General features: G+C 68.1%; 22 protein-coding genes and 3 pseudogenes. 15 read left to right on the top strand and 10 right to left on the bottom strand.

The features are described from left to right. Window positions 1-62: 62 nt before the first annotated feature. Together AB0H62_RS16875 and AB0H62_RS16870 are read left to right on the top strand one after the other, a co-directional pair. The gene (locus AB0H62_RS16875) at window positions 63-236 is read left to right on the top strand and encodes a hypothetical protein (RefSeq protein WP_220241629.1); all 174 of its coding nucleotides are present in this window, start codon (window positions 63-65) and stop codon (window positions 234-236) included. A 54-nt stretch (window positions 237-290) separates the two neighbouring features. Continuing rightward, window positions 291-581 (top strand): annotated as a pseudogene (locus AB0H62_RS16870) (acyl-CoA dehydrogenase family protein); the annotation flags it as partial. A gap of 98 nt (window positions 582-679) precedes the next feature. On the opposite strand, the gene AB0H62_RS16865 reads toward AB0H62_RS16870, so the two are convergent. Then, window positions 680-1,051 (bottom strand): helix-turn-helix domain-containing protein, encoded by a 372-nt coding sequence (locus AB0H62_RS16865; RefSeq protein ID WP_255638132.1) that lies wholly within the window; start codon window positions 1,049-1,051, stop codon window positions 680-682. A gap of 132 nt (window positions 1,052-1,183) precedes the next feature. On the opposite strand from AB0H62_RS16865, the gene AB0H62_RS16860 reads away from it, so the two are divergent. Genes AB0H62_RS16860 through AB0H62_RS16850 form a run of 3 tightly spaced genes read left to right on the top strand, consistent with a single transcriptional unit; the run spans window position 1,184 to window position 3,142 of the window. Beyond that, on the top strand, window positions 1,184-2,359 hold the full coding sequence (locus tag AB0H62_RS16860) for an MFS transporter (protein ID WP_255638131.1): 1,176 nt from the start codon (window positions 1,184-1,186) through the stop codon (window positions 2,357-2,359). A 29-nt stretch (window positions 2,360-2,388) separates the two neighbouring features. Then, window positions 2,389-2,895 carry an NAD(P)H-dependent oxidoreductase gene (locus AB0H62_RS16855; RefSeq protein ID WP_360586776.1) on the top strand — a complete coding sequence of 169 codons (507 nt, stop codon included), beginning with the start codon at window positions 2,389-2,391 and terminating at the stop codon, window positions 2,893-2,895. Between the two features lie 40 nt (window positions 2,896-2,935). After that, a complete protein-coding gene (locus AB0H62_RS16850; protein ID WP_255638130.1) occupies window positions 2,936-3,142 on the top strand; it encodes a muconolactone Delta-isomerase family protein in 207 nt (68 codons plus the stop codon). 257 nt (window positions 3,143-3,399) lie between these two features. On the opposite strand, the gene AB0H62_RS16845 is transcribed toward AB0H62_RS16850, so the two are convergent. Next, window positions 3,400-3,564 carry a hypothetical protein gene (locus AB0H62_RS16845; RefSeq protein ID WP_220241626.1) on the bottom strand — a complete coding sequence of 55 codons (165 nt, stop codon included), beginning with the start codon at window positions 3,562-3,564 and terminating at the stop codon, window positions 3,400-3,402. Between the two features lie 164 nt (window positions 3,565-3,728). Next, a complete protein-coding gene (locus tag AB0H62_RS16840; RefSeq protein WP_220241625.1) occupies window positions 3,729-4,082 on the bottom strand; it encodes an alpha/beta hydrolase in 354 nt (117 codons plus the stop codon). 677 nt (window positions 4,083-4,759) lie between these two features. Here AB0H62_RS16840 and AB0H62_RS16835 point away from each other — a divergent pair. Further along, window positions 4,760-5,170 (top strand): nitrile hydratase accessory protein, encoded by a 411-nt coding sequence (locus tag AB0H62_RS16835; protein WP_360586772.1) that lies wholly within the window; start codon window positions 4,760-4,762, stop codon window positions 5,168-5,170. A gap of 65 nt (window positions 5,171-5,235) precedes the next feature. Here AB0H62_RS16835 and AB0H62_RS16830 read toward each other — a convergent pair whose 3' ends face one another. From AB0H62_RS16830 to AB0H62_RS16820, 3 genes are all read right to left on the bottom strand, one after another. Beyond that, the gene (locus AB0H62_RS16830; protein ID WP_220241623.1) at window positions 5,236-5,931 is read right to left on the bottom strand and encodes a DsbA family oxidoreductase; all 696 of its coding nucleotides are present in this window, start codon (window positions 5,929-5,931) and stop codon (window positions 5,236-5,238) included. A 38-nt stretch (window positions 5,932-5,969) separates the two neighbouring features. Then, the gene (locus AB0H62_RS16825) at window positions 5,970-6,578 is read right to left on the bottom strand and encodes an isochorismatase family protein (RefSeq protein WP_220241622.1); all 609 of its coding nucleotides are present in this window, start codon (window positions 6,576-6,578) and stop codon (window positions 5,970-5,972) included. Window positions 6,579-6,903: 325 nt separating this feature from the next. After that, window positions 6,904-7,227 carry an NAD(P)H-dependent oxidoreductase gene (locus AB0H62_RS16820; protein ID WP_220241621.1) on the bottom strand — a complete coding sequence of 108 codons (324 nt, stop codon included), beginning with the start codon at window positions 7,225-7,227 and terminating at the stop codon, window positions 6,904-6,906. A 451-nt stretch (window positions 7,228-7,678) separates the two neighbouring features. Between AB0H62_RS16820 and AB0H62_RS16815 the strand changes: the two genes are divergently transcribed. From AB0H62_RS16815 to nhaA, 4 genes are all read left to right on the top strand, one after another. Next, window positions 7,679-10,282 carry an AAA family ATPase gene (locus AB0H62_RS16815; protein WP_220241620.1) on the top strand — a complete coding sequence of 868 codons (2,604 nt, stop codon included), beginning with the start codon at window positions 7,679-7,681 and terminating at the stop codon, window positions 10,280-10,282. Window positions 10,283-10,625: 343 nt separating this feature from the next. Then, the gene (locus AB0H62_RS16810) at window positions 10,626-11,129 is read left to right on the top strand and encodes a hypothetical protein (protein WP_255638128.1); all 504 of its coding nucleotides are present in this window, start codon (window positions 10,626-10,628) and stop codon (window positions 11,127-11,129) included. A gap of 838 nt (window positions 11,130-11,967) precedes the next feature. Then, window positions 11,968-12,459: a hypothetical protein gene (locus tag AB0H62_RS16805; protein ID WP_360586769.1), complete on the top strand. Its 492-nt coding sequence runs from the start codon at window positions 11,968-11,970 to the stop codon at window positions 12,457-12,459. 196 nt (window positions 12,460-12,655) lie between these two features. Further along, window positions 12,656-13,996, top strand: coding sequence for a Na+/H+ antiporter NhaA (gene nhaA, locus AB0H62_RS16800; RefSeq protein ID WP_220241618.1), 1,341 nt, complete (start codon window positions 12,656-12,658; stop codon window positions 13,994-13,996). Window positions 13,997-14,286: 290 nt separating this feature from the next. On the opposite strand, the pseudogene AB0H62_RS16795 reads toward nhaA, so the two are convergent. The 3 genes and pseudogenes from AB0H62_RS16795 to AB0H62_RS16785 form a co-directional block, all read right to left on the bottom strand. Next, window positions 14,287-14,627 (bottom strand): annotated as a pseudogene (locus AB0H62_RS16795) (DUF190 domain-containing protein). A 46-nt stretch (window positions 14,628-14,673) separates the two neighbouring features. Then, window positions 14,674-15,048 (bottom strand): DUF190 domain-containing protein, encoded by a 375-nt coding sequence (locus tag AB0H62_RS16790; RefSeq protein ID WP_220241617.1) that lies wholly within the window; start codon window positions 15,046-15,048, stop codon window positions 14,674-14,676. 284 nt (window positions 15,049-15,332) lie between these two features. After that, window positions 15,333-15,902, bottom strand: coding sequence for a TetR/AcrR family transcriptional regulator (locus AB0H62_RS16785; protein WP_220241616.1), 570 nt, complete (start codon window positions 15,900-15,902; stop codon window positions 15,333-15,335). A gap of 144 nt (window positions 15,903-16,046) precedes the next feature. On the opposite strand from AB0H62_RS16785, the pseudogene AB0H62_RS16780 reads away from it, so the two are divergent. The 5 genes and pseudogenes from AB0H62_RS16780 to AB0H62_RS16760 all read left to right on the top strand — a co-directional run bounded on the left by AB0H62_RS16780 (window position 16,047) and on the right by AB0H62_RS16760 (window position 21,490). Beyond that, window positions 16,047-17,798, top strand: a pseudogene (locus tag AB0H62_RS16780) (chloride channel protein). A 5-nt stretch (window positions 17,799-17,803) separates the two neighbouring features. Beyond that, window positions 17,804-18,352 (top strand): DUF5134 domain-containing protein, encoded by a 549-nt coding sequence (locus AB0H62_RS16775; protein ID WP_255638862.1) that lies wholly within the window; start codon window positions 17,804-17,806, stop codon window positions 18,350-18,352. An 11-nt stretch (window positions 18,353-18,363) separates the two neighbouring features. Next, window positions 18,364-20,208, top strand: coding sequence for a cytochrome c oxidase assembly protein (locus tag AB0H62_RS16770; protein ID WP_360586766.1), 1,845 nt, complete (start codon window positions 18,364-18,366; stop codon window positions 20,206-20,208). Continuing rightward, window positions 20,181-20,921, top strand: a complete 741-nt coding sequence (locus tag AB0H62_RS16765) for a thioredoxin domain-containing protein (protein ID WP_360586764.1) — start codon at window positions 20,181-20,183, stop codon at window positions 20,919-20,921. The genes AB0H62_RS16770 and AB0H62_RS16765 overlap by 28 nt, the downstream gene beginning before the upstream one ends. Next, entirely contained in the window at window positions 20,918-21,490 is a 573-nt protein-coding gene (locus tag AB0H62_RS16760; RefSeq protein WP_360586762.1) for a vitamin K epoxide reductase family protein, read from the top strand. Before AB0H62_RS16765 ends, AB0H62_RS16760 begins: the two co-directional genes overlap by 4 nt. Here AB0H62_RS16760 and AB0H62_RS16755 read toward each other — a convergent pair. After that, window positions 21,469-23,715, bottom strand: coding sequence for a heavy metal translocating P-type ATPase (locus AB0H62_RS16755; protein WP_360586760.1), 2,247 nt, complete (start codon window positions 23,713-23,715; stop codon window positions 21,469-21,471). The two genes, AB0H62_RS16760 and AB0H62_RS16755, sit on opposite strands and share 22 nt — an antisense overlap. Window positions 23,716-23,816 lie beyond the last annotated feature (101 nt).

Below are 23,816 nucleotides of genomic sequence, written 5' to 3'. Positions count from 1 at the left end.
GCGTCTCCGGGCCGGCGTTCCCCTTCGCGCTGGCTCTAGCCCTCGTCGGCGGCACGGTCTCGATGATCGGCACCGCCCTCACCGACGCGGGTGTCGGGGGCCTGTTCGGCAGGTACATGGCGGCTACCGCCCTGATCACGCTCGTGGCGACCCCGGTCCTGCGGCCAAGCCGGGACGCCGACGAGCGCGGTGCGCAGGCTGTCGGGAACGAGGGCGAGCTGATGCCCCGTGGCTGATCCCGCTGACCACGCCGCCGGCCCTCGCCCCTTCGCCGACGACGACCGGCTGACCTGCGCGAGCTGGCCCGCGACTTCGCCCGGCAAAAGGTACTGCCCGTCGCGAACGCCTTCGATCCGGCGCCGGGTGAGATCCCGATGAAGCTGCGGAACCAGACGGCCGAGCTCGGTTTCTTCGGGATCCTGGTCCCCGAGGGACACGGTGGCCTCGGCCTGAGCCTGTCCGAGTACGCGATCACCGTCGAGGAGCTCGCCCGGGCCTGGATGAGCGTGGCCAGCCTGATAGCCCGGGGCCAGCCGTTCACCGCCGGTTCGACGCCGAGCAGCGCGCGGTACCTGCCCCGGATCGCGGCGGGGGGAGTACCTGAGCGCGGTTGGCCTGAGTCGCAAGGCGCCCAAGGCCGCGGGGCGCCCACTCACTTGGAGCGGCGCCCCGTCGCCGTTCATGTAGCAGCCGGCCTCCACGCCAGAACCAGGTCGATGAGTCCGGGAAACCGCATATTCAAATCTTCGAGTCGTACGCGGCTCCGCCGTTCCAGGCCGTACTGCCGCTGGGTGATGACGCCGGCCTCGCGAAGGGCCTTGAAGTGGTGGGTGAGCGTCGATTTGGGTCGGTCGAACTCGAACCAGCCGCAAGTGTGGTCAAACTCCTCCGATCTGGTCAGCAGTCGCTGCACGATCGTCAGCCGGAGCGGCTCAGACAGCACTGCGAAGACGCGGTCGAGCTGCATCCCCTCGATGCTCGGCTCTGGAAGACGAGGCGGCAGTCCTGCCTCGTCGGACGGGTTGGCGTAAGTCGATGCGAGCTCGGTCACGGGTCCAACATCCTTGTTTGACTTTTCTCGTACTGCTACCTACTGTTCGAATTTATGCGAACTAGTACGAGTATAGTCGAACAGGTGAGGGCTGGCCAACCCGACGATGGCTCGCCACAGCAGCACCCTGTTGTGTCCGGTGGCCTGGGCAGGTCGATCGGCGCCGCAGGCACCGTCACCGCGGTCTTTCTGCTGTCCAACTCCGCCACGCCGCTCTACGCCCACTGGCAGGCCGAATGGGGCGTGGGCTCGGGCATGCTGACCGTCATCTTCGCCACCTACATGGTCGGGCTCATCGCCGCTCTCGTCGTGGCCGGGCGGTTGGCCGATCGGTTCGGCCGCAAAGCCGTGCTGGTCCCCGGGCTTGCCTCGGCAGCGCTGGCCTCGCTGTTGTTTTTGAGCGCCCAGAGTGTGATCTGGCTGCTGGTCGCTCGGCTCCTGGCGGGTGTCGCGGTCGGGGCCGCCGTTACTGCAGGCATGGCAGCAACCGTCGACCTTGCCCCCGGCCACCACAAGCGCACCGGCTCGCTCGTCGCCTCTGTCGCAATGGTCTTCGGCGCGGGACTGGGACCGCTACTGGCCGGTGGTGTGGCCTCGGCGGGATCCCGCTCACCCCAATACCTGGTCTTCGGCATCGTGCTCGGCATCGAACTCCTCGCGCTGATTGTCGCTATCCTGCTGCCTCTCAAGCGCCCGGCCCAGCCGGGCGCCAGTCGGCTGCTGGCTTGGCCAGCGGCTCCGCGGGAGAACCGTCGCGAGCTGCGGTGGGGCATCGGCGCCTTCGCGCCTGGCATCACTGCGACTTCCTTCGTCCTGTCCCTGGGGCCGACCGTGCTCCGCTCCGTCGGAGTGTCAGGGACCTTCGTCGCCGGTGCCGTCGCCTGCGCCATGTTCCTGGTGGCCACCGGGGTGCAGTTCGCCGTCGCACGACTGACCACGCGCGTCCACCTGGCACTCAGCTCGGTCGCGGCGATCGCCGCGATGGTGGCCATCGTTCTCTCCGTCACCGCCGTGCCGACTGTTGCGCTCGTGGTCATCGCCGCTCTCTTCGCCGGCGCTGCACAAGGTTTGGGCCAGCTGGCCGGCCTCTCCCTGATCGCGACCCACGTCCCGGCAGACAAGCGCGCCGAGTCGAACGCGGTGCTCAACATCGGCGGCTACATCCCCGCCGGCATCCTCTCGGTCCTAGTCGGCTACGCATCCGACGCGTTTGGGCTCTCCATCGCCGTCGCACTGTTTGGCGCGGTTCTGATCGCCGCGGCCCTCACCGCCCTCGCTACCACCGGGCGCAGCGTGGGACTCCATTGAGCCGAAGCCGTCAGCGAAGGAGAGTGAACATGACGCGCCCCCTCGCCGTCGTCGCTCACCCGGATCTCGCCCACTCGCGCGTGAATCGTGCGTGGACCGATGTTCTCTCCGCAAGCGGCGCCGTCGACGTCCACGTTCTCAGCGACGACCTCACCGACGGCCGGATCAACGTGCCCAGGGAACAGGCACAGCTGGCTGCGCACGACCGGATCATCCTGCAGTGCCCGATCCACTGGTACAGCGCCCCGGGAATCCTGCGCGATTGGCTCGACGAGGTTCTGGAGCGTGGCTGGGCCTATGGCCCCGGCGGCCATGCCCTCGAAGGCATGAAGTACGTCGGCGGCCACTTCCTGAACGGAGTCGGTCACGGCACAGAAGAACAACTCGCCCTCGACGCCAAGGCTTACCTGTTGTGGCGACAGCCTAATCCCGAGCACCAAATAGAGATCCCGGATCAAGCCGCCCTCAGAAACCAGACGCTCGTACGATGGAAGCGTTCCTGGTCGAGATGCGAACCCATCTCCCGGACGACCTGACCCCGACACCCGAAACCACCTGGAGCAGGGTGAAGCCGCGATGATCACCCGCTATGCGCCCGAGGGCCTGGTCAAGCGGCTGTGGCGTACCAGCGACGGCGACGCTCCCCGCATAGTGGGGTTCCGGTGCGCCGACGGTGAGGCTGAACTGCGGTACCTGCTGGGAAATCTTCCGTTGCGTCTGTGGATGCACGTCCCCGTCAGGCCGCTCACGCCTCATCGATTCGATCCGGCGACAGCGATCTGACAGCGCGTGGACGGAGAACTCGCGACGGTTGAAACGCGAGCCCACCAGTCTTCCCGGGTTGAGGTGCTCCTCGTGGTCTGTTGCCGGCCCGACGCGCCGGTGCGGACCCGCAGGCGCCGTCCGAGATGCCGGGCGTCGCCAGCCATCTGAGCGTCAGTGCTTGGTGTGCTCAGCACGAAGGCAAGGACGCGCATGGGGGACAAGCCAGCCAACTCAACCGGACTGCGTCAGCAAAGCTGATCCCGAGCGTACGGCGTTCAACGGAAGTCGTGGGACGCCGCTGCGAGGCTTTTCAGGTCGAGTGGGGTGATCTGGTCGGCGACGAGGGACACGGCGCCCTGCCCGGCTTGGGCGATGCTGCGCACAAGCAGCGCCGGGCTGGACAGCCACACCTGCCGGCGCCACACCGCTGACCGGGCCAAGCGATAACAGGCCGGTGCGTCGGGTGTGGCGTCCAACGATCGGGTTCGAGACTTCAGCCCGGCGGTCGATGGCGTCCGCGTCGTCGAGGTCAGCGAGAACTTCCGCGGCACCTGCCGCTGCGCGGACTAGGCTGGCGGCCGCCGAACGAGCCACGTGCGCGGCATCACCGAAGACGGGCAGTGCTGATCACTCCGAGAATCCGCTGCCGGTCGGGGGGCCGGAGATAGAGGTAGTGCCCGGCTTCGGGCAGGAGGTCGACCTCGGCATGGGGGAGGAGTGTGCGGAGGTTCGCTGCGGCGGCGGCCGGATCGTGGACGACGCTGCGGCCGCCGAACAGCGCCACTACGGGCACCTGGATCGCGCGCAGGTCTTCCTCCCGCGGGCAGGTCTGGAACGGGACCCGGGCGCGGTAGGCGCGGATCCCGGCAACGATGACCTGTGCGGCGGGCTGGTCGAAGATGTCCTGCCCCGCCGACCAGATCAGGAAGCGCCGCCAGGAGCTGTCCCGGTTCAGCACCGCCGAGGTGAGGCCACGCCAGTGGACTGTCGTCGAGAACTTGGCACGACCGGCGTCCGCTGATCCTCACTGAGAACGTCAGGGAAAGAGTCGGATGGTGTGTGGTGCGGCGCAGCAGGAGACGCCGCCGGAGCGCCCGGTGTTGCGGGTTGGGGGAGCGGCGTGCAGGACGTTCAGGTCGGTCAGCTCTCCCCGGAGCGGCCCGGTCTTGGCCTCCATCGTGGAACGGCTGGGGTAGAGAGCCGTTCGCGCAATGCCTTTGACCTGCGGCCGTGGGCATCCGTCGTCAGCTGCTACTGGCATTTTGGACTGGAGTTCACTGCGGTCCGGCTAGCCATCGAACTGCGCCAGAGGGGCTGATCGCCACTAAGCCTCCGTTTTCGTCATATTTGGCGTCGGCGACGTCGGGTATCGTCCGCAGCAGTTCGCCGGTGAAGCTCGGTTCCTCCGCTACGCCCTCGAGCAAGGCCAGCCAGCTTCGGCCGCCGCCGTTGGTCCGGATCCGGGCTTCGAAGGGACAGGTGCTACGCCAGCGGCTTCGACCGTCGAGCCCGGAGACGACAATGCGGGTTTGCCGTGATGCGCCACTGACTGAGTACTTGGCAACCACGACGCCGTCGGCACCGAAGCCGCAGTCCCCGCCGGAGTCGAGACCCGTGATCGGAAGGCTCCGGCCCGTGGTGGTGTCGAATAAGACAGGCCGCTGTTCGGCCGTCACGAACTTTCTGCCGCTGGACATCGACGGACCGGCCGCGCCGCCGCGCAGCAATGGTGAGCTGCTGTTCACCGAACCTTGGGAGAGCCGGGCGTTCGGGGTTGCCATCGCGCTGCATGACGCGGCGGTGTTCCCGTGGTCGGCCTTCCAGGCCGCGCTGATCGCGCGCATCGCCGCGTGGGAGGCCGCGCCGTCCGGCGAGTGGAGCTACTACCGGCACTGGCTCGCCGCGCTCGAGGACGTGCTGGTCGACAACGGCACGGTGGACGCGGGTGCTGTGGAGGCCTTGTCGGAACTGCTGGCCGAACGTCCTGCCGGTCACCCGCACCCGCACCCGCACCCGCACCCGCACCCGCACCCGCACCCGCACTGAGCCGATGGCCGGCGCCTTTGTGGCCCCGGCCATCTCATCGTTCAGCTTCGCCTGGCGATGCGCCCTCAGACGGCGCATGCGCCGTCGACACCGCAGTGATCACCGTCCCCGAGGAAGGTGAGCGATGGCCGGGTCTCCGCCCAGGCCCGCTCCATGGCGCGCAGGAGCGTGGACGCGTCGACTCCGCCGGAAATCCCGTACTTCCCGTCGATCACCGTGAACGGCGTACCGCGGGCGCCGAGTTGCTCGCCACGCGCCTGCTCGGCCTCCACCTGGCGACGGTAGCGGCGGGAACTCAGGACCGCCCTGGCTTCCTCACGGTCCAGATCGATCTCGCCGGCGAAGTCCACCAGCTGCTCAAGCGTCCACAGTTGGCGTCCTGCCCCGAAGTGGTCGCGAAACATCCTGGTCCACGCTTCGTGGTGCTTGCCCTTTTCCGTCGCGTACGCGAGAAGTTCGTGGGTGAGATCTGTCGGGCCGAGCGTGCGGTCGATAGCCCGGTAGGGGGTGAACCCCTCGGCTTCCGCCGCGGTTTCGATGGGCCGGAGGATCGCCTCCATCTGGGGGACGGTCATGCCGGCGTTGAGACTGAGCTGAGTCTGCGTCACGCCTTCCGGCGGCAGGCCGGGGTGCACCTGGAAGGACCGGTGCACCACCTCGACCTGGTCGCCGTGTTCGAAGCCGGCGACGGTCCGGTGCAGGCGGTTCTGGGTGAGCCCGCAGATCGGGCAGATGATGTCCGACCACATCTCGATCCGCATCAGCTTCTCCTTTCGTGATCAATCGGCGAGGTGCTTTTTTATTTCTTGAGGCCGAATTCACCCAAGGTGGAGGTGAACGTCTCGGCGAGGATCTGACGCAATGCGCTACCGGTGCTGGTGGACCAGTCGAGCGCGAGTTCGCCGATCACGGTGTTGGTGGCGGTCAGGATCACGCCCTCGTTCGCCATCCTGACGCGAGCGGCGTCCTCGGAGAACTGGAAAGGGGATCCGGCTGCGTCGAGCACCGCGTGCACTTCGTAGCCGGCTTTCCGCGCGTTCAGGGCGGTGTAGAGGAGGCATCCGTCGTTGGTGGTGCCCGCCATGATCAGGGTACGCCGACCGGTCGCCTCCACCGCCCGAACGAACCTCGCATCGTTCCACGAGTCGACGATCCCGGTCCGCTTGATGCGGTTCTTGTACGCCTCGGGGTTGATTTCCTCGAGGCCGGGCATCCACCAGTCCTCGTTCTCGTCCTCGGTGCTGCTGGTCCACACGCTGGGGATGCCGAGGACCGACGCCGTTTTCGCCAGGGCAATGGTGTTGTGCCTGGCGACCTCCGGCGACTGAGTCTTGATCGTCGTCATGGAGATGATCTGCTGGTCGATCAGGACCAGAGCTGCGTCGTGCGCCTTGAGGGGCTTGTACATGACAGAATTCCGTTCTTTGATTTACAGGTGGGTCAGGCTACGTGTTGGCCGGTGGCCATTTCGGTGGCGTATTTCGGGCGAGGGCGTGCAGTGGGCGGAGCGCGTCCACAGTGGGGGCGTAGGTCAGTTCCGGTGTGATCACGTGCACGTCGAGTGCCATGAGGGATGGGGTCGCCGAGGATGGTTTTCAGGGCGGGGACGAGGAAATCCTTGCCGTGCTGAGGGGCTCCGGGCCTGTAGCCCCCGCCGCGGGCGGAGATGATGGCGGCGCGCCGGCCGGCTGAGGGTGCCGCATCCGGTCCGATCCCGATGGTCCGGTCGACGATCATGGTCTGGTCCAGCCAGGCCTTGAAGCCGACGGAATCGAGTAGTTGTACATCGGGACGGCGAAGAGATATGCGCTCGCACCGAGGAATTCTTCTACGAGTTCGTCCTGCAGCGCGGCCGCGGCAGCCTGCTCGGCGGTGTGTTCGCCCGGCGGTGTGGTGCGAGCGGTGATTCCCGCCTGACCGAGGTGCTCGACCGGGGTGAGCGCGAGGTCCCGGCGTATGACGTCGCCGGTCCAGGATTGTTCGAACGTGTCCGCGACCAGGCGGGAGAAGGACGATTCGGTCGACGGGGACGCGTCGATGCGCAGGAGGTAGGACATGTGCTCGCTCTCAATGGCTTCTGTTTTCCCGGTCTTCGTCCATTGTGCAGCAGATTCCGGACGCGTACAAAAGGCACATGAATGTGCGTGAAGGCGAGAGGCTTGACACCCAACGGGTGCGAAGAATGTGCGGCCAGTGTTGAACGGTGTCCGCTCATTGTGAAATCGGTACCGCGCCCGCGGTGGCGTGACCCGGGATCGGCACCTCGTTGACGGACGAGCCGGAAGGCCTGGCTGCTCGTGGAGTGATCAGCCGCGATCAGCAGCCGCGCGTACACGGCCCGCTACGCTGGCGATTCGGCGAAGATGCGTGATCGGCCCATCTCACGGAGGCAAACCCGCAGTGAACCGACAGCCGACCTGGACACCACGCGAGGTGAAACTGCTGCGTACCGTCCTGAACCGCAACCAGCGTGATTTCGCCAAGCGGCTCGGATACTCATAAAGTTCGGTGGTCACGTGGGAAAAGCCCGACCGTGACTCCGCTCTCCAGACCGACACGATCGATGTGCTCAACACCGAGCTGGGCAGACTCTCGCCGGAGCAACGGGACCTGTTCGACCGCGAACGCAACGTCACGGCCGGCCGCCTCGGCGCAGGGTCGGCCACGCGCACGGCAGTCCTCCTCGACGCTGCTGGCGACGGACTGGCGCCGGCAGTGCCGTACGCGCCGCCAGAGCCGATCGAGGACGCGGTCCGAGGCTTCGTGACCTCGTCAGCCCGGGTGTTCCTGGTTACCGGGGCTGCGGGGACGGGCAAGACGACCTTCATCGAGTACTTGGCTCGGCAATTCGGGCCCTCCATCGACTGCCAGCTGCTCACCCTGGCCAGCTGGGAGCTCGCCACCGTCGACGTCGCCGCAGAGATCCTGCGGTACACGTCGATCCCCCGCGGTGACGACGCCCTGCTCAGCCTCGAATCCCACAGCGCCCAGCTCACCCGGCCGTTCCTGGTAGTCATCGACGGCACCGCCACCCATGAGGCCTTTGCAGCGATCGGACGCCAGGTCGACGCAATTCTGCGTCAGGTCACGACCAGTGCACTGCGCTTCGTGCTGACCGTCCGCAGCCCCCCGGCGATCGAGACCACCGCCCACCCGTTGCTGCACGCGTCCTTGTTCAAGGAGAACCACGGCGGCGAACACGCCGGCTACCACACGATCCAGCCATGGACCACCGCTCAAGCCCGGGCCCGTTGGGATCGCGCGGCCGATGTTCCATTCAGTGGACTCCCCGCCGGAGTGCAGCACCTCATACGCACACCGCTGTACATGACCCTCGCTCTCGATGCTCCGCCCGACGCAACACGCGGAGACCTCAGTACCTACGCCCTCATCGACCATTGCGTTCGCCGCGTCCTCGGCAACGACACAGACGCTGTCGAACAGCGCATCGCCCTGCTCACCCATTTGGCTCAACATCAGAGCGAGGACGAGGTTCCGCCAACCCTCGCCGGCCTCACCAGCGCCGCCGTGACCACCGCGCCGGAACTGCCCCTGCGCATGCCCGCCACGGTGATCAGGCGAACTCACTCTGGGAAGCGCGAGTTCACCCACGACGTCTTGTGCGAATTCTTCCTCAGCACCAGTCTTGCTGATCGCCTGCACGAACAAGGCCGATCCGTGAACACGGTCAGGGCACTTAACGAACTGGCCGACCGCGCGGCCACATCCGGGACGGCGCGCAGTATCTACGACCTCGTCCTGCAGCGCCTCGACGCCGTCGCGCCAGAGATCCTCGATTTCGTGGCGACCGCCCCTACGGCGTCGCTCGTCTCGACAGTCCCGTTGATGATGACGGGAGCAGAGCGCACTCGCTTCGCGACTTCCGAAGTGCTGCGAGCGTGCGCCGACCGGGCGGCGACCAGTCAGGATCCCGCATTGAGTCGGGCCCTGTTGAGAAACCCGAACACCCACAACGCGCTCGCGCGCACCAGCTACCGGTGGCTCTTGACACTCCTCCGCAGGTTTGGCACAGAAATCTGGCCCGACATCGGGACTTTCGTCGAAACAACCTTCAACAGTGTCGACGCCTACACGCTTCTCGACAGCACCAACCTCGCCGACAGCGGCGAAGCAACCTTCTTCGCACGCCACTTCTACCTGTTTTTCGGCGACGCCGGCGACACGACGCTCGAGACATTTCTTAGCCACCCGGACTGGCGAGTGCGCGCGGCACTCGCCGAAGCCCTCTCCGACGAGACCGTCGCCGTTGACGAGACCGGCCTCACGGTCATGTCGCGGTTGATCGCCGACGCCGACTACAAGGTCCGTGCCACGGTCGCTCCCGTCGTCACCCGAGCTCCCGGAGACGCCGCGATCCACTTCCTGACGATCCTGCTTGAAGACAACAACTGGCATGTGCGCGACCGCGCGCTGCGGGGTCTCGATCGCCTTGGCATACCTCCCCGGCGCAAAGAACTGATCGACTGCGCGTTGTCCATCATGGATACATCGGCCACCTGGCGAAATGCGCCCGGAAACGTAGAGCCGACACAGGACCGACTCCGAATCCTGTACAGCGGCGAACCGCCACACGAAATCGCCGAACTCCGACGACGGCGAGGTGACCACCGTGCCCTGCGCACCATCCTCCGAGAAGTCCGCACCGGTCATCTCAACCCGCCGTTCCATTCAGATCGCGCTCGACATGCACAACATCGAAGACGCAGTCACCGTCGCTCGTGCTGCGGCCAACGCGGGGGCAGACCTGATCGAAGTTGGCGATCCTCTGATCAAGGAAGTCGGCGTCGGAGCGATTTCGCCTGCGGCGGAAGCGTTCGCGGGCAAGGCGAGGTTCATCGTCGGGCGACGTTTCACAGATGTAGGCGGCTTCGCGGGCAACGAGCCACCGGCCGTTGCGTTTTCCCTGCTCGACGAGCCTGCTCCTCGCCGCTCATGCAGGGGCAGACATCGTTCAGCTCATTGGTCCTGCGACCACCGCCAGCGTTCGAGCAGCAGTTGATGCCGGGCGTCGGCTTGCGGTCCCGATCCTGCTCGACACTCCTGTCAACGCCACGCATCGATGGATCACGGATATGGAACGTGCCGGCGTAGACGGCTTCACGGTGACCACCAACATCGACATCGGTATCGGCAGCGCAACCCCGCTCGACGTTGCCCGCGCGGTCCGCAGCTGGACGGAACTCCCCGTCGCCGTCAGCGGCGGGTTCAGTGCCATCGACTCAGGCGTGTTCGCCAGCCGGGACTGGGACATCGTCATCATCGGCCGCAGCGTCGCCGACGCCGTCGACCCGCCACGGCCGCGCGGCACCTCGTCGAACTGGGCGGCCGGAAGAGTGATCGCGATCACTCGCCGGGTCGGCAGCGGCCTCCGGCACGGCGCGGGAACGCCCGGCCGAAGAAGGGGCGGACGAAAACACCGGCGGGTACTCGCTTCGTGGCGCTGCCGTCGGGGATCGCGGTGTTGTACGAGGAGCTGATGGACAGCCATCGGCATCCCTTTGTGTTGTCCACGGCGGAGGGGCACCCCTGGCGGCGGTCTAATTTCCGGATCCGGTTCTGGCGTCCGGCGTGGGACGGAGTGGATCTCGACGAGTCCGGGGCGGGGGAGCGGCGACCGCCGATTCTGCCCACGTTCACCTTCCACGAGGGCCGGCACGCCCACGCCACGTGGCTGACCGAGGACGGGATCCCGGAGGTGGCCCGTCGGGCGCGGCTGGGGCAGAAGATGAAGGGGATAGCGCGGGTATACGACCATGTGACCCCGGCGATGGTGAACGAGATCCTGGACGCGTTGGAGGAGCGCTGGCTGCGGTCGCTGGCTTCGCTGTATCCGGGGGAACGGGCGAAACTGGTGTCGTGGTTCCCGCACCTGCGGTCTCGACGGACGATCGGGCCCGGGCCTGGGGCCATCGCCGGATCATCGCCATCCGACGACTGAAGCCCCGCCCCTCCGGGGAGGGACAGGGCTTCTGACCTGCGGTTTCAGCTGGTGCGCGATACTGGGATTGAACCAGTGACCTCTTCCGTGTCAGGGAAGTGTGGCACCTGGTTCGACCTGGTGAAACGCGTCTCTCCGCAGGTCGTAGGCTCGGATTGCTCCCCGTAGGGGCGGGTTCGGCACGGTCGTCTCGCGTTGGCGTCGCCGAGGAATCGCCACGTCGGCCGTCCCCGTTGCGGCAATCTGGTCGTGTGCGGTGCGACATTCGTTGGATGTACCGGGCGGTCATTCGTCGTGCTCGAAGGCGTGATGAATCGAACCGACCTCGATACCGGGACAAGTACGAGTGCACCTCCTACGATTGGCGCTGGTGACGCCGCTGGTGTTCGGTCAGCACGTTCTCGACGGCCTGGACGGCCTGGACGGGGGCGTTTCGAAGCCCGACGGCTTGCACCTGGTGGGGTGATTCGTCACCGACCGGGGCTCGCGTGCGATTCGTCTCGTCCTCGTCGAGAAACACTCGGTGGTCCTGCCAGCAGCGCCGGCCGACCTTCGTCGAGACCTCGAAGATGGCGAATTTGCAGGCCCAGGCCGTGAACTGCGCATCGCCCCGGAACTCACCGAGGATGTGAGTGATCTACATGAGGGCGCCGGTCGTGGCCTGGCTGGCCCCGGCGAGCGACCACCTGTTCTCAGAGGTAGCGATCATCGCACGGCTCGCGCGTGCCCCGTTCGGTGGCGACCACGGCGTGCTGTGGAGCACGTTCGAAACCGGCTACGACTCGACCCGTGACAGCATCTCGCGGGTGGTGCCCGGCTGCGAGGACTGCACACTCGCGTGCAGCAGCCCGACGATCTCGTGCCCCTCAGCCCGCCGCTCGACTGCAGAGAGTTCACTGTAACCCTCACCGGCAAGCCGGTGTTCGCGCTGAACGAGCTGGCGTTCCCCGCCGCAACGCTGCTGCAGTTGGTCACCGACTGGCGTCCCGACCTCTTCTTCAGCCCCTCGTCGGGGTGCTCCTGGCGTTGGTACCTGGCCCCGCCCGGCCTTGGCGTCGCCGGTGTCAACGGCGGGCTGGGCTCACCGCCGGAGGCGGAAGCGCCTGGCGGTGCTGGATGCGGGAATAGTGCGGTCGACTGGCAGTCCGTGGGAGCGTCGGTCCGTGTCGAGGTTGGGGGCAAGGAGCCAGGGCTGCTTGCGGTCGCTCGGCAGGGCTCTGGCGGCCGATCCGCCGAAGTGTTCCTGGAGCAAGCCCGCCGTCAGGACGCAGCTCATCTCGTGGCCAACCAGCGGCGCCCGTCGGGCGACGCTCGTCGCCGCCCACCCTGAGCCGTGGGCGAATGGCAGGGCGCCAGCTGTGCAGAGGTTGCGCGCGAGCGAGGAGTCCAGTGGGCGCTGGGCCAGAACAACGCGCCGTCCGGCTGGTTCGGTTGTACATAAACCGTAAAAGCCGCCTAAGCTCGCTTGTGGTGTGCCGGGAAGTCTGGTCGGCGATGTGACGTGCACCCGACCGACTGGAGCGGCGATGACCTCGACCCCATCACGGTACCGGGCGGTTTTCATCCGCGGATCCTGGCCGGAAGCGCGACGTATCGCTGACATTCTCCGTAAAGAGACCATCGGGGGCGCGCTGCTGCTCGCGGCCGCGGTGGTGGCTCTGGTGTGGGCGAACTCCCCCTGGGCGCCGGCTTACGAGGCAATGCGCTCGTTCACCATCGGTCCGGCCGCCCTGCACCTGGACCTGTCGTTGGGCGCCTGGGCGGCTGATGGGCTGCTCGCGATCTTCTTCTTCGTCGCCGGCCTCGAGCTCAAACGGGAGTTCGTCGCGGGCGACCTGCGCGATCCCCGCCGCGCTGCTGTTCCCGTAGCCGCCGCTGTCGGCGGTGTCGCCCTCCCCGCCCTGATCTATTTGCTCGTCAACTGGAGCGGAGCCCTCCAGGGCTGGGCGATCCCCACCGCCACCGACATCGCGTTCGCTCTCGCGGTGCTGGCGGTGGTCGGCCGGTGCCTCCCCGCGGCGATGCGCACTTTCCTGCTCACCCTGGCCGTCGTCGACGACCTCATCGCGATCGTCATCATCGCCGGCTTCTACACCGACCACCTCCAACTCTGGCCGTTGCTGGGTGCGCTGGCACCGCTGGCCGCCTTCACCGTCCTGGTGCAACGCCGGGTCCGGTCCTGGTGGCTGCTGCTGCCGTTGGCGGTTGCGACATGGGCTCTGGTGCACGCCTCCGGGGTCCACGCCACCGTCGCCGGCGTCCTGCTCGGCTTCGCCGTCCCCGTGGTCCGCAGCCAGGCCGCCGGTGGCCCCGATGCCGGCCCCGGTCTGGCCGAGCACTTCGAGCACCGGTTCCGGCCACTGTCGGCCGGGGTCGCGGTGCCGGTGTTCGCCCTGATGGCCGCCGGGGTCCCGCTCGGCGGCTGGACCGGGCTCACCAATGCCCTGTCCGACCCCGTCGCGCTCGGCATCGTCGCCGGGCTGCTCCTCGGCAAGACCTTCGGGATCCTGGGCGCGACCTGGCTCACCGCCCGAATCACCCGCGCCCGCATGTCCGAAGGTCTGCACTGGATCGACTGCGCCGGGCTCGCGCTGCTCGGCGGTGTCGGATTCACCGTGTCCCTGCTCATCGGCGAACTCGCCTTCGGAACCGGCACTCCTGCCGACGACCACGCGCGGATCGCCATCCTCACCGGCTCCCTCATCGCGGCGCTGCTCGCCACGATCGTGCTCCGTGCCCGCAACCGCGTGTACCGCCGCATCCACGACGCTGAAACCCGAGACCAGGATCGCGACGGCATCCCCGACGTCTACACCGAACTCGCGACACCGACCGATCCCGCGACAGGAGTTGACAAGTCCCGTTGACGAAATCTCGCGCGTGCGCTTGGGAGACATGCCGCTGCAGCCTCCCACCGCTCGCCGGGTCCCGCTGAGTCGGAGCCGCGCGTCGACGGTAGTCCGTTCGGCCAAGCTCCCGCGTCATTGCTGGTCGCGGCGCGCGTGGACTGGCGCGTGGCTGACAATGCCGCCCCGAGGCCGGGTCGTCGATTGAGCGCAACAGGACAATGACCGGTGTCTTATTTCCGACTTGTGAAGTCTTGTCGTCACTATCGAGTGCGTCGGAACCGAGAGCCCCCGCAGCCGAGCGCGATGGGTCATGCTCGGGGTGCCCCTTCGCAGCGGACGACTTCGACCTCGTCGAGGAGCACTGTGCCATCGGCGATGAGCTCGTCGAGCTCGGGCAGGAACGCGCGGACTTGTCTTCGGTGTCGACGATGATCACGACGATGGGAAGGTCCTCGGTCAGGCTCAAGATCTCGTCGGTGTGGATTCGTGATGTCGTGCCGAAACCTTCGCAGCCGTGCAGCACCGTCGCGCCGGCAAGGCCGGCTTCGCGGGCACGTTTCACGATTTCGTGGTGCAGTGGTTGGTGATTCCAGGTGTCGTCCTCGCCGAGGAAGATCAAGGTGCGCAACGCCTTTTCGGTGAGCTGCATGGGTCGCGCCTCCTGCCCGGGAGTCCTCGTGTCGGGTACCGTCTGCCTACTCGGTGTGCTGCCACCAGTGGGTGTGTGGGCGCTCGGGTGCGGTGTAGCGGATGCCCTCGACCTCGTCGAGGGTGACCAACCCGCTCATGTCGAGGTCGTCCAGTTGTGGCAGGAAGGCCCTGATCCGCTCTTCGCTGTCGGCGATCGTGATCAGCATGGGGAGGTCGTTGCCGAGCCGGAACGCGTGTTGGGTGTGAATCCGGGAGGTGGCGCCGTAGCCCTCGATGCCGCGGATGACGGTCGCGCCGGCGAGGCCGGCATTGTGGGCGCGGTCGACGATCTCCGTGGAGAGCGGTTTGTGGTGCCAGAGGTCGCCGTCGCCGACAAAGATCGACAGCCGCAAAACCCGCTCGGAGCTCTTCGTGGTCATCTGCGTCCTCCTGGCACGAGTGGTCGTCACACGTCTGCACCAGGAAGCCATCAGCCTCATGCGAGGCGGTTCGGCCCAGCGGGCCCGGGGGGATCCATCGCCAGGTCCAGCACATCCCCGGTGGCCCGATCGCGTCAAGCACGAGAAAAAATGCGATTCACGTCGACCTGGTCCCGCTTGCGCAAATGGCCACGCCCACGAGTCACACCAGCGCGAGTCACGGTGCAATTCGCACCCTGCCTTGATTTCTGACGTGGTGCGGCTTCACTGCGGAGCCGGCGGGCTCAGCGGCTGAACAGTGAGGTCACCAGGCTTTCCGCGATCGACTTCAGTTCGGTCGGGGAGTAGTTCGCGCGTTCCATCACTGCGAGGCCGCGGGTTGTGGTGACGATCAGGCGGGCGGCTGCGCGCAGGTCGACGGAAGGGGACGCGCCGTCGTCGGCAGCAGACAGTTTGATGAAGATGATGGTCTCCAGGTTGTTCAGCATGGTGCGGACTGCGGATTCCGCCCGGGGCACCTCATTCGCCGCTTCGATCGCCGTGCGGGTGGAGAGGCAGCCGTGAGAGGGACGGCCCTCGGTGAAGGTTTGGATGCAGTACTCGAAGAAGGACAGCACCGCGGCGTGCTTCGTGGGCCGGTCCAGGGCTGCTTCTGCGCCGGCGAGGAAGCGGGAGGTGTACGCGCCGAAGGCGAGCAGGAAAATCTCCTCTTTGCCGCCGTAGGCGTGGTAGAGGGAGCCGCGCTGGACGCCGGTGGCGGTGGCGAGCTCGGGCATCGTTGTGGCGCGGAAGCCGCGTTCGGTGAAGAGGTCCAGGGCGCGGTCGAGGGTCACGCGCTCGTCGAACTGGCGCACGCCAACCATGGGGCTCCTCCCGGTGGCCACCACGCGGCTTGATCCGCGCGGCGACGTCGTCGACGCAGGCGGACCGTAGTGTGGGCCGCCAGCTGTTACTCACGGCAAGTGTTGCATACTGCAACTGTGTCTGGAGGTAATGGTGTGACAGGTCGGCGACTGGTGGTTCCTCCGCGGCAGCTGTTGGGTCGGTGGTTGCGGGAGAGCACGACCGGCTTGATCGGCCTGGCGCTGGTCATTGGTGCCGGCGCGGGGTTGGGTGCGGTCGTGTTCCGGTGGTTGATCACCACGTTCACGCACGTGTTCTCCGGGCATGGCGATTATTCGGCCGCGGGACGTGAGGCGCACCCGTGGTTTCCCCAGCTCGGACCGTGGTTCCTGCTGCTCGCGCCGGTGGTCGCGGGGCTGGTGTACGGGCCGTTGGTGTATTGGTTCGCACCGGAAGCCCGGGGCCACGGGGTGCCGGAGGTGATGTAAGCGGTCGCGGAGCGGGGCGGGCGGATCCCGGTGCAGGTGAGCGCGGTGAAGGCCCTCGCGTCCGCGCTGACGATCGGGTCGGGCGGTTCGGTGGGACGAGAGGGGCCGATCGTGCAGATCGGGTCGGCCCTGGGCTCGACGCTGGGGCGCGTGGCGAAGCTTCCGGAGTCGCGGTTGCGGGTGCTGGTGGCGTGTGGTGCCGCGGGCGGGATCGCGGCGACGTTCAACGCGCCGCTGGCCGGGCCCTTTTTCGCGATGGAGCTGATCCTGCGCGATTTCGCCGCGGAGTCCTTCGGTGCGGTGGTGCTGGCCAGCGTCACGGCGAGCGTGGTGGGCCGCGCGGTGTTCGGCAACGTGCCGTTCCTCGACCTGCCGCCGTTCACCCTGCGCAATCCGGTCGAGTATCTGCTGTTCATCGTGCTCGGGCTGATCGTCGGGGCGTGTGGTGTGCTGTTCACCCGCGTGCTCTACCTGATCGAGGATCTGTGCGACTGGCTGTGGCGCGGTCCGGAGTGGCTGCGGCCCGCGGTGGGCGGGGTGTTCCTCGGGGGCCTGCTGCTGCTGTTGCCCCAGATGTACGGGGTCGGCTATCCGGTGCTGCAGAACGCGGTCGAGGGCAAGTACGTGATCGGGTTCCTGCTGCTGTTGCTGGTGGGCAAGATCGTGGCGACTAGCTTGACGATCGGCATCGGCGGCTCGGGCGGGGTATTCGCGCCGTCGTTGTTCATCGGGGCGATGGCGGGCACTGCGTTCGGCATCGTCGCCCACGCCTGGCTGCCGGATCTTACCGCCTCACCGGGGGTCTACGGCCTCATCGGGATGGGCGCGGCCTTCGCCGGAGCGGCCCGGGCACCGATCACAGCGGTGATCGTGCTGTTCGAGCTGACGGGGCAGTACACGATCATCCTGCCGATGCTCACGGCCATCGTGATCGCGACCGCGACCAGCCGGGCGTTGAGCCGCGACACGATCTACACGCTCAAACTGCGCCGCCGAGGTGTCGACCTCGACCGGCACCCGGACGCTCGCCGGCTGGCCGAGACCCGGGTGGCGGCGGTTGCCGAACCGTTGCCGGATCCGCTGGACGGGGGGCTGGCGCTGGAGCGCGCAGCGCACGCCCTCGCCGTGTCCGGTCACGGGATCCTGCCGGTGGTCGGATCGGATGGCCGGTACCAAGGATGCGTCACCGCGCGGGCGGTCGCCGAAGCGCTCGCCGACGATCACGAAGGCACCGTCGGGGACCTCGCCGAGCTGCCCCCGCTGGTGACCTGTGAGACCAGCCTCGCCGACGCCCTGACCGCGCTGACCAACGCTCCCGGCACGGGCCTGCCCGTGCTGGAAGGAGAACACCGGCTGAGCGGGTGGATCACCCACCAGGCGGTCCTCACCGCCCTGGACCCCGCGACGGCGGCCACGTGACGTCGATGCTGCCGCAGTGGGCCCGCCTGGCTTGGGTGGCCGTCCTCGCCGGCGCTGCTGTCGTGCACCTCGCTCACGTCGTCGCGATGGACGGCCGGCAGCGCTGGTGGCACGCCGGGCACACGGTGATGGCCGCGGCCATGGCGGCGATGTACGCGCTGCCGAGAATGGCCCATCCGAGCCTCTACGAGGCCGGCGCAGTGCTGTTCTCGGCCGGCGGGGCCGTGCTCGCCGTGACAACTGTCAGTCTGTGGTGGCGTGACCGCCGCGTACACCACCGCTGGGTGCTGTCGACGGCGGATTTCCTGGTGATGGCCGCGATGTGCGCCGAGTCGCCGGCGCGGCTGGGCCTCCTGGCGCAGCTCTGCGCGGCCTACCTCACCATCGAGGGTTTGGCGTGGGTTTTCGATGTGTGGGGGCGGATCCACCAGGGCCGTACCGGAACCGAACCCGCGCGGAACCCGGCGGTTGTCACCCGCACCGACCTCGGGGCCCGGGCAATGCTCGCCACGATGGCCGGCGGGATGGCGTTCATGCTGGTGGCTGCGCGGTGATCACGCGGCGCGTGGCCACGGCCAGTGCCGTCGCGGTCGTCGGTCTCGGCGTCGCGGCGTGGCTCGCGGGGTCGGGGCCGTATCTGGCGGTGGGCGACGGGGACCCGGGCGTCGTGGTCGCCGTCGGGGCTCCGGTGGCGAGGCTGGTCGCCGACTTCGCCGCGGCGATCTGTGTGGGCTCGCTCGCTTACACCGTGTTCTGCACGCGGCCGCGCCCGTCCGGATCGGTGGGGCCCGACGCGTACCGCGAGCTGCGCGTGGCGTCCGCCGCTGCCGCCTGCTGGATGTTGGCCGCCCTGGTCGAGGTGCCGCTGTCCGCGGCGAACGCCGCTGGGCTGCGGCTGGGCGATGTGCTTGTGCCTGAGCATTTGATCGACCTCATGGGGGCGACTGAGGAACCGCGTGCCTGGCTTGTGACGACGGTCTTGGCAGCGGTGACCGCTCTGGGCGCCCAGGGCACCCTCCGGTGGACCACATCGGTTGCGTTGCTGGCGGTCGCCGTCCTGGCCGTGCTGCCTCCCGTCGTGACGGGGCACGGTTCGGCCGACGTCGGTCACGACCTCGCGCTGGGCGCACTGATCCTGCACGTCCCGACGGCGTGCGTGTGGCTGGGACTGCTTTTCGCTGTGCTGCGCCGACGCCCGGCGCCCGATAGTTCCGCATTGCTCAGGTACCACCGTGCCGCAGTCGGGTGCTGGCTCGTTCTCGTCGCCAGCGGGCTGGTCCTTGCCGGAGTGCTGGTCCCGGCCACGGGCTGGACATCCGGCTACGGGCTCGTCTTGATCGGGAAGACGACGGTGGTCCTGGGCATCGGCGTCCTGGGCTTCCGGCTGCGTCGCCGTCCGGGCTGGCTCGCCTGGACGGGTGCCGAGTTCGCGGCGCTGGCCGGTGTTTTCGCGGCGTCCGTGGATCTGACACACCTCCCGCTGCCCGAGTTCTTTTCGCGGGCGGCCACGACGGGACAGGTGGTGCTGGGTTACGACCTCACCGGACCGCCGACCCTGCTGCGGCTGCTCGTCGACTGGCGCCCCGATGTGGTGTTCGGCCCGCTCTCGGTCGTGCTCGCCATCGGGTACTGGCTCTTGGCGCGCCGCGCGGGTGAATGGCCGTGGTCTCGCACTCTGGCGTGGCTGGGCGCCTGCCTCGTGCTCCTCTTCGCGACGTCGTCGGGCTTCGGGCGGTACGCGGCCGCGCAGTTCAGCGTGCACCTCACCGTTCACATGGTGCTCTCGATGCTGGTTCCCGCGCTGTTGGCGCTGGGCGGACCGCTCGGTCTTCTCAGAGCGTCCGCTCCCGGCCTTCGACCGCGGCTGGACGTGCTGATCGGCACCGGGCCGCTACGGTTCCTCACTCATCCGGCGCCGTCGCTGCTGCTGTTCGCCGGCTCCCCGTTCGGGCTCTACTTCACCGGAGTCTTCGACGCCGCGGTCCGCTTCCATTGGGCGCATCTGGCGATCGACTGCTGGTTCCTGGTGGCCGGCTACCTGTTCTTCTGGCCGGTGATCGGTACCGACCCGCCACCGCGCCCGATGCCGAACATCGCCCGCCTCGGGGTGGTCCTGGCCGCCATGCCGGCGGACGTCGTCTTCGGTGCGGCCGTGGTGACCAGCCACCGCGTGCTCGGAAACGGCCCGGCCGCGGCGGCCATGTACCAGGCCCTCGCACTGCCCTGGGTCCCGGACCTGCACGCCGACCAGCGGCTGGCCGGGATCCTCGCGCTGGTCGTGAGCGAACTCGTCCTGCTCGCCGTGCTCGCCGCGCTGCTGGCGAGCTGGGAGCACACCGACCTCGACGTCCCGGACACACTACGAAAGGACACCTTCGAGAAATGGCACGGAACAAACGCAACCCGGTGACAACCGGGAAAGGACTGTCGGCGAACACGTGGACGACGATCGCCGTGATCGTCGTCGCCGTGCTGGTCATCGGTGGTGTTCTGGTGTTCAACCACAGGGACGAGCCCGCGCCGAGCTCCGGCACCGTCGCCGCGGACGTCCTGCGCCATCGCGACAGCCACACGTTGAGCCAGGCGGACAACGGCGCGGTCACCGTGGTCGAGTTTCTCGACTACCAATGCCCGGTGTGCGAGGCCTACTACCAGAACGTGACCAGCAGCATCGAGCACGACTACGCGGGCCGGATCACGTTCGTCACCAGGAATTTCCCGCTCCCCATGCACCCGCTCGCCGTCCCTGCGGCCCGGGCCGCCGAAGCCGCGGCGCTGCAGGGCAAGTACCAGCAGATGTACGAGAAGCTCTACGGCGATTACCCCACGTGGGCCCTGGCCGCCGACGGCAAGAACGTCAGTGACGACACTGCTCGTGCCCAGGCCCGGTTCGACAGCTACGCCGAGGATCTCGGCCTCGACCTCGGCCGGTTCCACTCCGACATGGCCTCGAAGGCGGTGCAGGCGCGGATCGACCAGGGGCAGGCCGACGGGAACGAAGCCGGGGTCACCGGAACGCCGACGATCTTCGTCAACGGCAGCAAGTTCTCGCCGGCCGGCACCACCTATGCCCAGGTCGCCCGGCAACTGCGCGGGCAGCTCGACCGGGCACTGGCCTCGTGACCACCACCGGCGACACCACCCGGGGGCCGGCTTGGCTTTACCTGATCGGCGGCGCACTCGGACTGGCCGCGGCGATCGCCCTCACGCTGGAGAAGATCGCGAAGCTGCGCGATCCGGCCTACGTGCCCAGCTGCTCGATCAACCCGGTCATCTCGTGCGGCTCGGTGATGGACAGCCCCCAGGCCTCCGCGTTCGGCTTTCCCAATCCGCTGATCGGGATCGCGGCTTTCGCCGTCGTGGTGACTTTCGGTGTGGTGCTGCTGACCGGGTACACAGCGCCGCGCTGGGTGTGGTTCGGGATGCAGGTCGGCGCCACGTTCGGCGTCGGGTTCGTCCACTGGCTGATCTTCGCTAGCCTGTACCGCATCCACGCGCTCTGCCCGTATTGCATGGTCGTGTGGATCGTCACGATCGCCACGTTCTGGTACACCACGCTCCACAACCTGCGCGGGACTGTATTCGGCGGACTCGTCCGACGTGTCCACAGTGGACTGCTCGCGTTGTGGTATGTCGTTGTCGTGGTGCTGGTGCTGCAGGCGTTCTGGCCCTACTGGTCCACTGTGGTCTGACGGTCGGCGTCGAACGTGCGCAGCCGCAGGCTGTTGGACACGACGAACAGTGAGGACAATGCCATCGCCGCGGCGGAGACGAGCGGGTTGAGCAGGCCGGCTGCGGCGAGCGGCAGAGCGGCGATGTTGTAGCCGAACGCCCACCACAGGTTGCCGCGGATGGTCCGGGTGGTGGCGCGGGCCAGGCGCAGCGACCGTGGCACCACGGACAGGTCGGTGCTCACGAGGATCATGTCCGCCGCGCCTGCGGCCACGTCGGTTCCGGTGACCATGGCCAGCCCGAGGTCGGCGCGGGCCAGCGCCGGGGCGTCGTTGACCCCGTCGCCGACCATGGCGACCGTGCGGCCTTCACGTTTCAGCCGGTCGATCACCGCCGCTTTGCCGTCGGGCAGCACGTCGGCGATCACCTCGTCGATGCCGGCTCGGGCGGCGATGGTGCGGGCGGTGGCCTCGCGGTCACCGGTGAGCAGGATCGTGCGCAGCCGGAGACCGTGCAGCGCCGAGATCGCCGCGGGCGCGGTGGGGCGCAGGGTGTCCGCGACCGCGATGAGTCCCGCTGCTGTGCCGTCGACCGCTGCGGCCACGACGCCGAGGCCGGCGTGTTCCCAAGTCTTCACGTCGTCGTGGAAGCTTGGCGACAGCGCGATGCCGTGGTCTCGAAGCAGTCGGGTCGACCCCACGAGCACGTCGTGGCCTTCGACGCTGCCGCGTGCCCCCAGCCCCGAGAGCGACTTGAACTCCTCGACCATGGGCACCTCACCCGCTTCAGCACGGGCCTCGGCGGTGATCGCTGCCGCGATGGGGTGCTCGGACGCGGTTTCGACCGCTCCCACCAGCCGCAGGAACTCTTCTCGGCCGTACTGCTCGCTGCGGACTCCGGTGACGACGAGCTGTCCCGTGGTCACGGTCCCCGTCTTGTCGAAGACGACAGTGTCGACCTCGCGAGCCGAGTCGAGCGGCGCGGTCCCCTTGAGGAAGATCCCGAGCTGAGCACCGCGGCCCGACGCGACCAGCAGCGCCGTTGGTGTGGCCAGACCCAGCGCGCACGGACAGGCGATGATCAGCACGGCGAGTCCGGCGCTGAACGCGTGCGGCGCACCGCTGCCCGCGAGCGCCCAGCCCACCGCGGTCAGCACCGCCAGAGCGACCACGGTGGGGACGAACACCGCCGAGATCCGGTCGGCCAGCCGTTGCGCGGAGGCCTTGTCGTGCTGGGCTCGTTCGACGAGCCGGGTGAGCAGTCCGATCCGGCTGTCGGCCCCGATGTGGGTGGCGCGGACGACCAGGCGGCCCCCGAGCGCGACGGTCGCGCCCAGCACGGTGTCGCCCACGGTCACGTCCCGCGGCACGGACTCCCCGGTCATAGTGGCCCCGTCGACCGTGCACGCGCCGTCCAGGACCACGCCGTCGGCGGCGATGGTCTCCCCAGGCCGGACGACGAAGCGGTCACCCGCTCTGAGTTCGGCCGCGCGCACGCGCCGCTCGCCACCGTGCTCGTCGAGCAGGGAAACGGCTTTCGCGCCCAGCTCCGACAGCGCGCGCAAGGCGGCTCCGGCCGTCCGCTTGGCTCGAGCTTCGTACAAGCGGCCGGCGAGGACGAACACCGTGACGCCGATGGCGACGTCCAGGTAGATCGAGCCGGCCGGCCGCAGCAGCAACCCCCACACTCCGTCGGCGCCGGAAGCGGTGTCCGCCCCGAACATCGAATACAGCGACCACGCGGTCGCCGCGAGGATCCCCGCCGACACCAGGGTGTCCATCGACGTGCTCCCGTGCCGCAGCGCCACAGCGGCTTTGCGATGGAACGGCCACGCCGACCACGTCAGGACAGGCGCGGCCAGTGCGAGCACCACGGCCTGCCAGCCGGTGAACCGCAGCGACGGAACCAGCGCGAGGGTGAACGACAGGTCCGCCGCCGGAATGCCGAGCAACAGCGCCACCACAAGGCGACGCCACACCCGCCGGGCCTCGTCGCCCCGCGCCGCCGACATCCGTTCCGGCCGCAGCACCTCGGCGGTGTAGCCGGCCTGGCTCACCTGCCGCAGCAGCACGTCCTCGTCCGGCGGGGCGTCAGACTCCACGATTGCCCGTTCGGTGGCGAAGTTGACACTCGCGCGCACCCCGTCCAGCTTGTTCAGCTTGCGCTCGACGCGCGCCGCGCACGCCGCGCAGGTCATGCCGCCGATGGCCAGTTCCACCGAGCGCACGGGGGCGACCGAGGTCATCCGCACCGCTCCTCTCCGGGCCCAGCAGGCCGAGTAGCATCGTGCAAGTGTTGCTCACTGCAAAAGTTACCCCGAGCATGATTATCGGCCGAGCCGAGCCC

The organism is Amycolatopsis sp. NPDC050768 (assembly GCF_040654155.1).
In the GTDB taxonomy this organism is placed as follows: Bacteria; Actinomycetota; Actinomycetes; order Mycobacteriales; family Pseudonocardiaceae; genus Amycolatopsis.
This window is presented reverse-complemented; position numbering and strand designations above follow the sequence as displayed.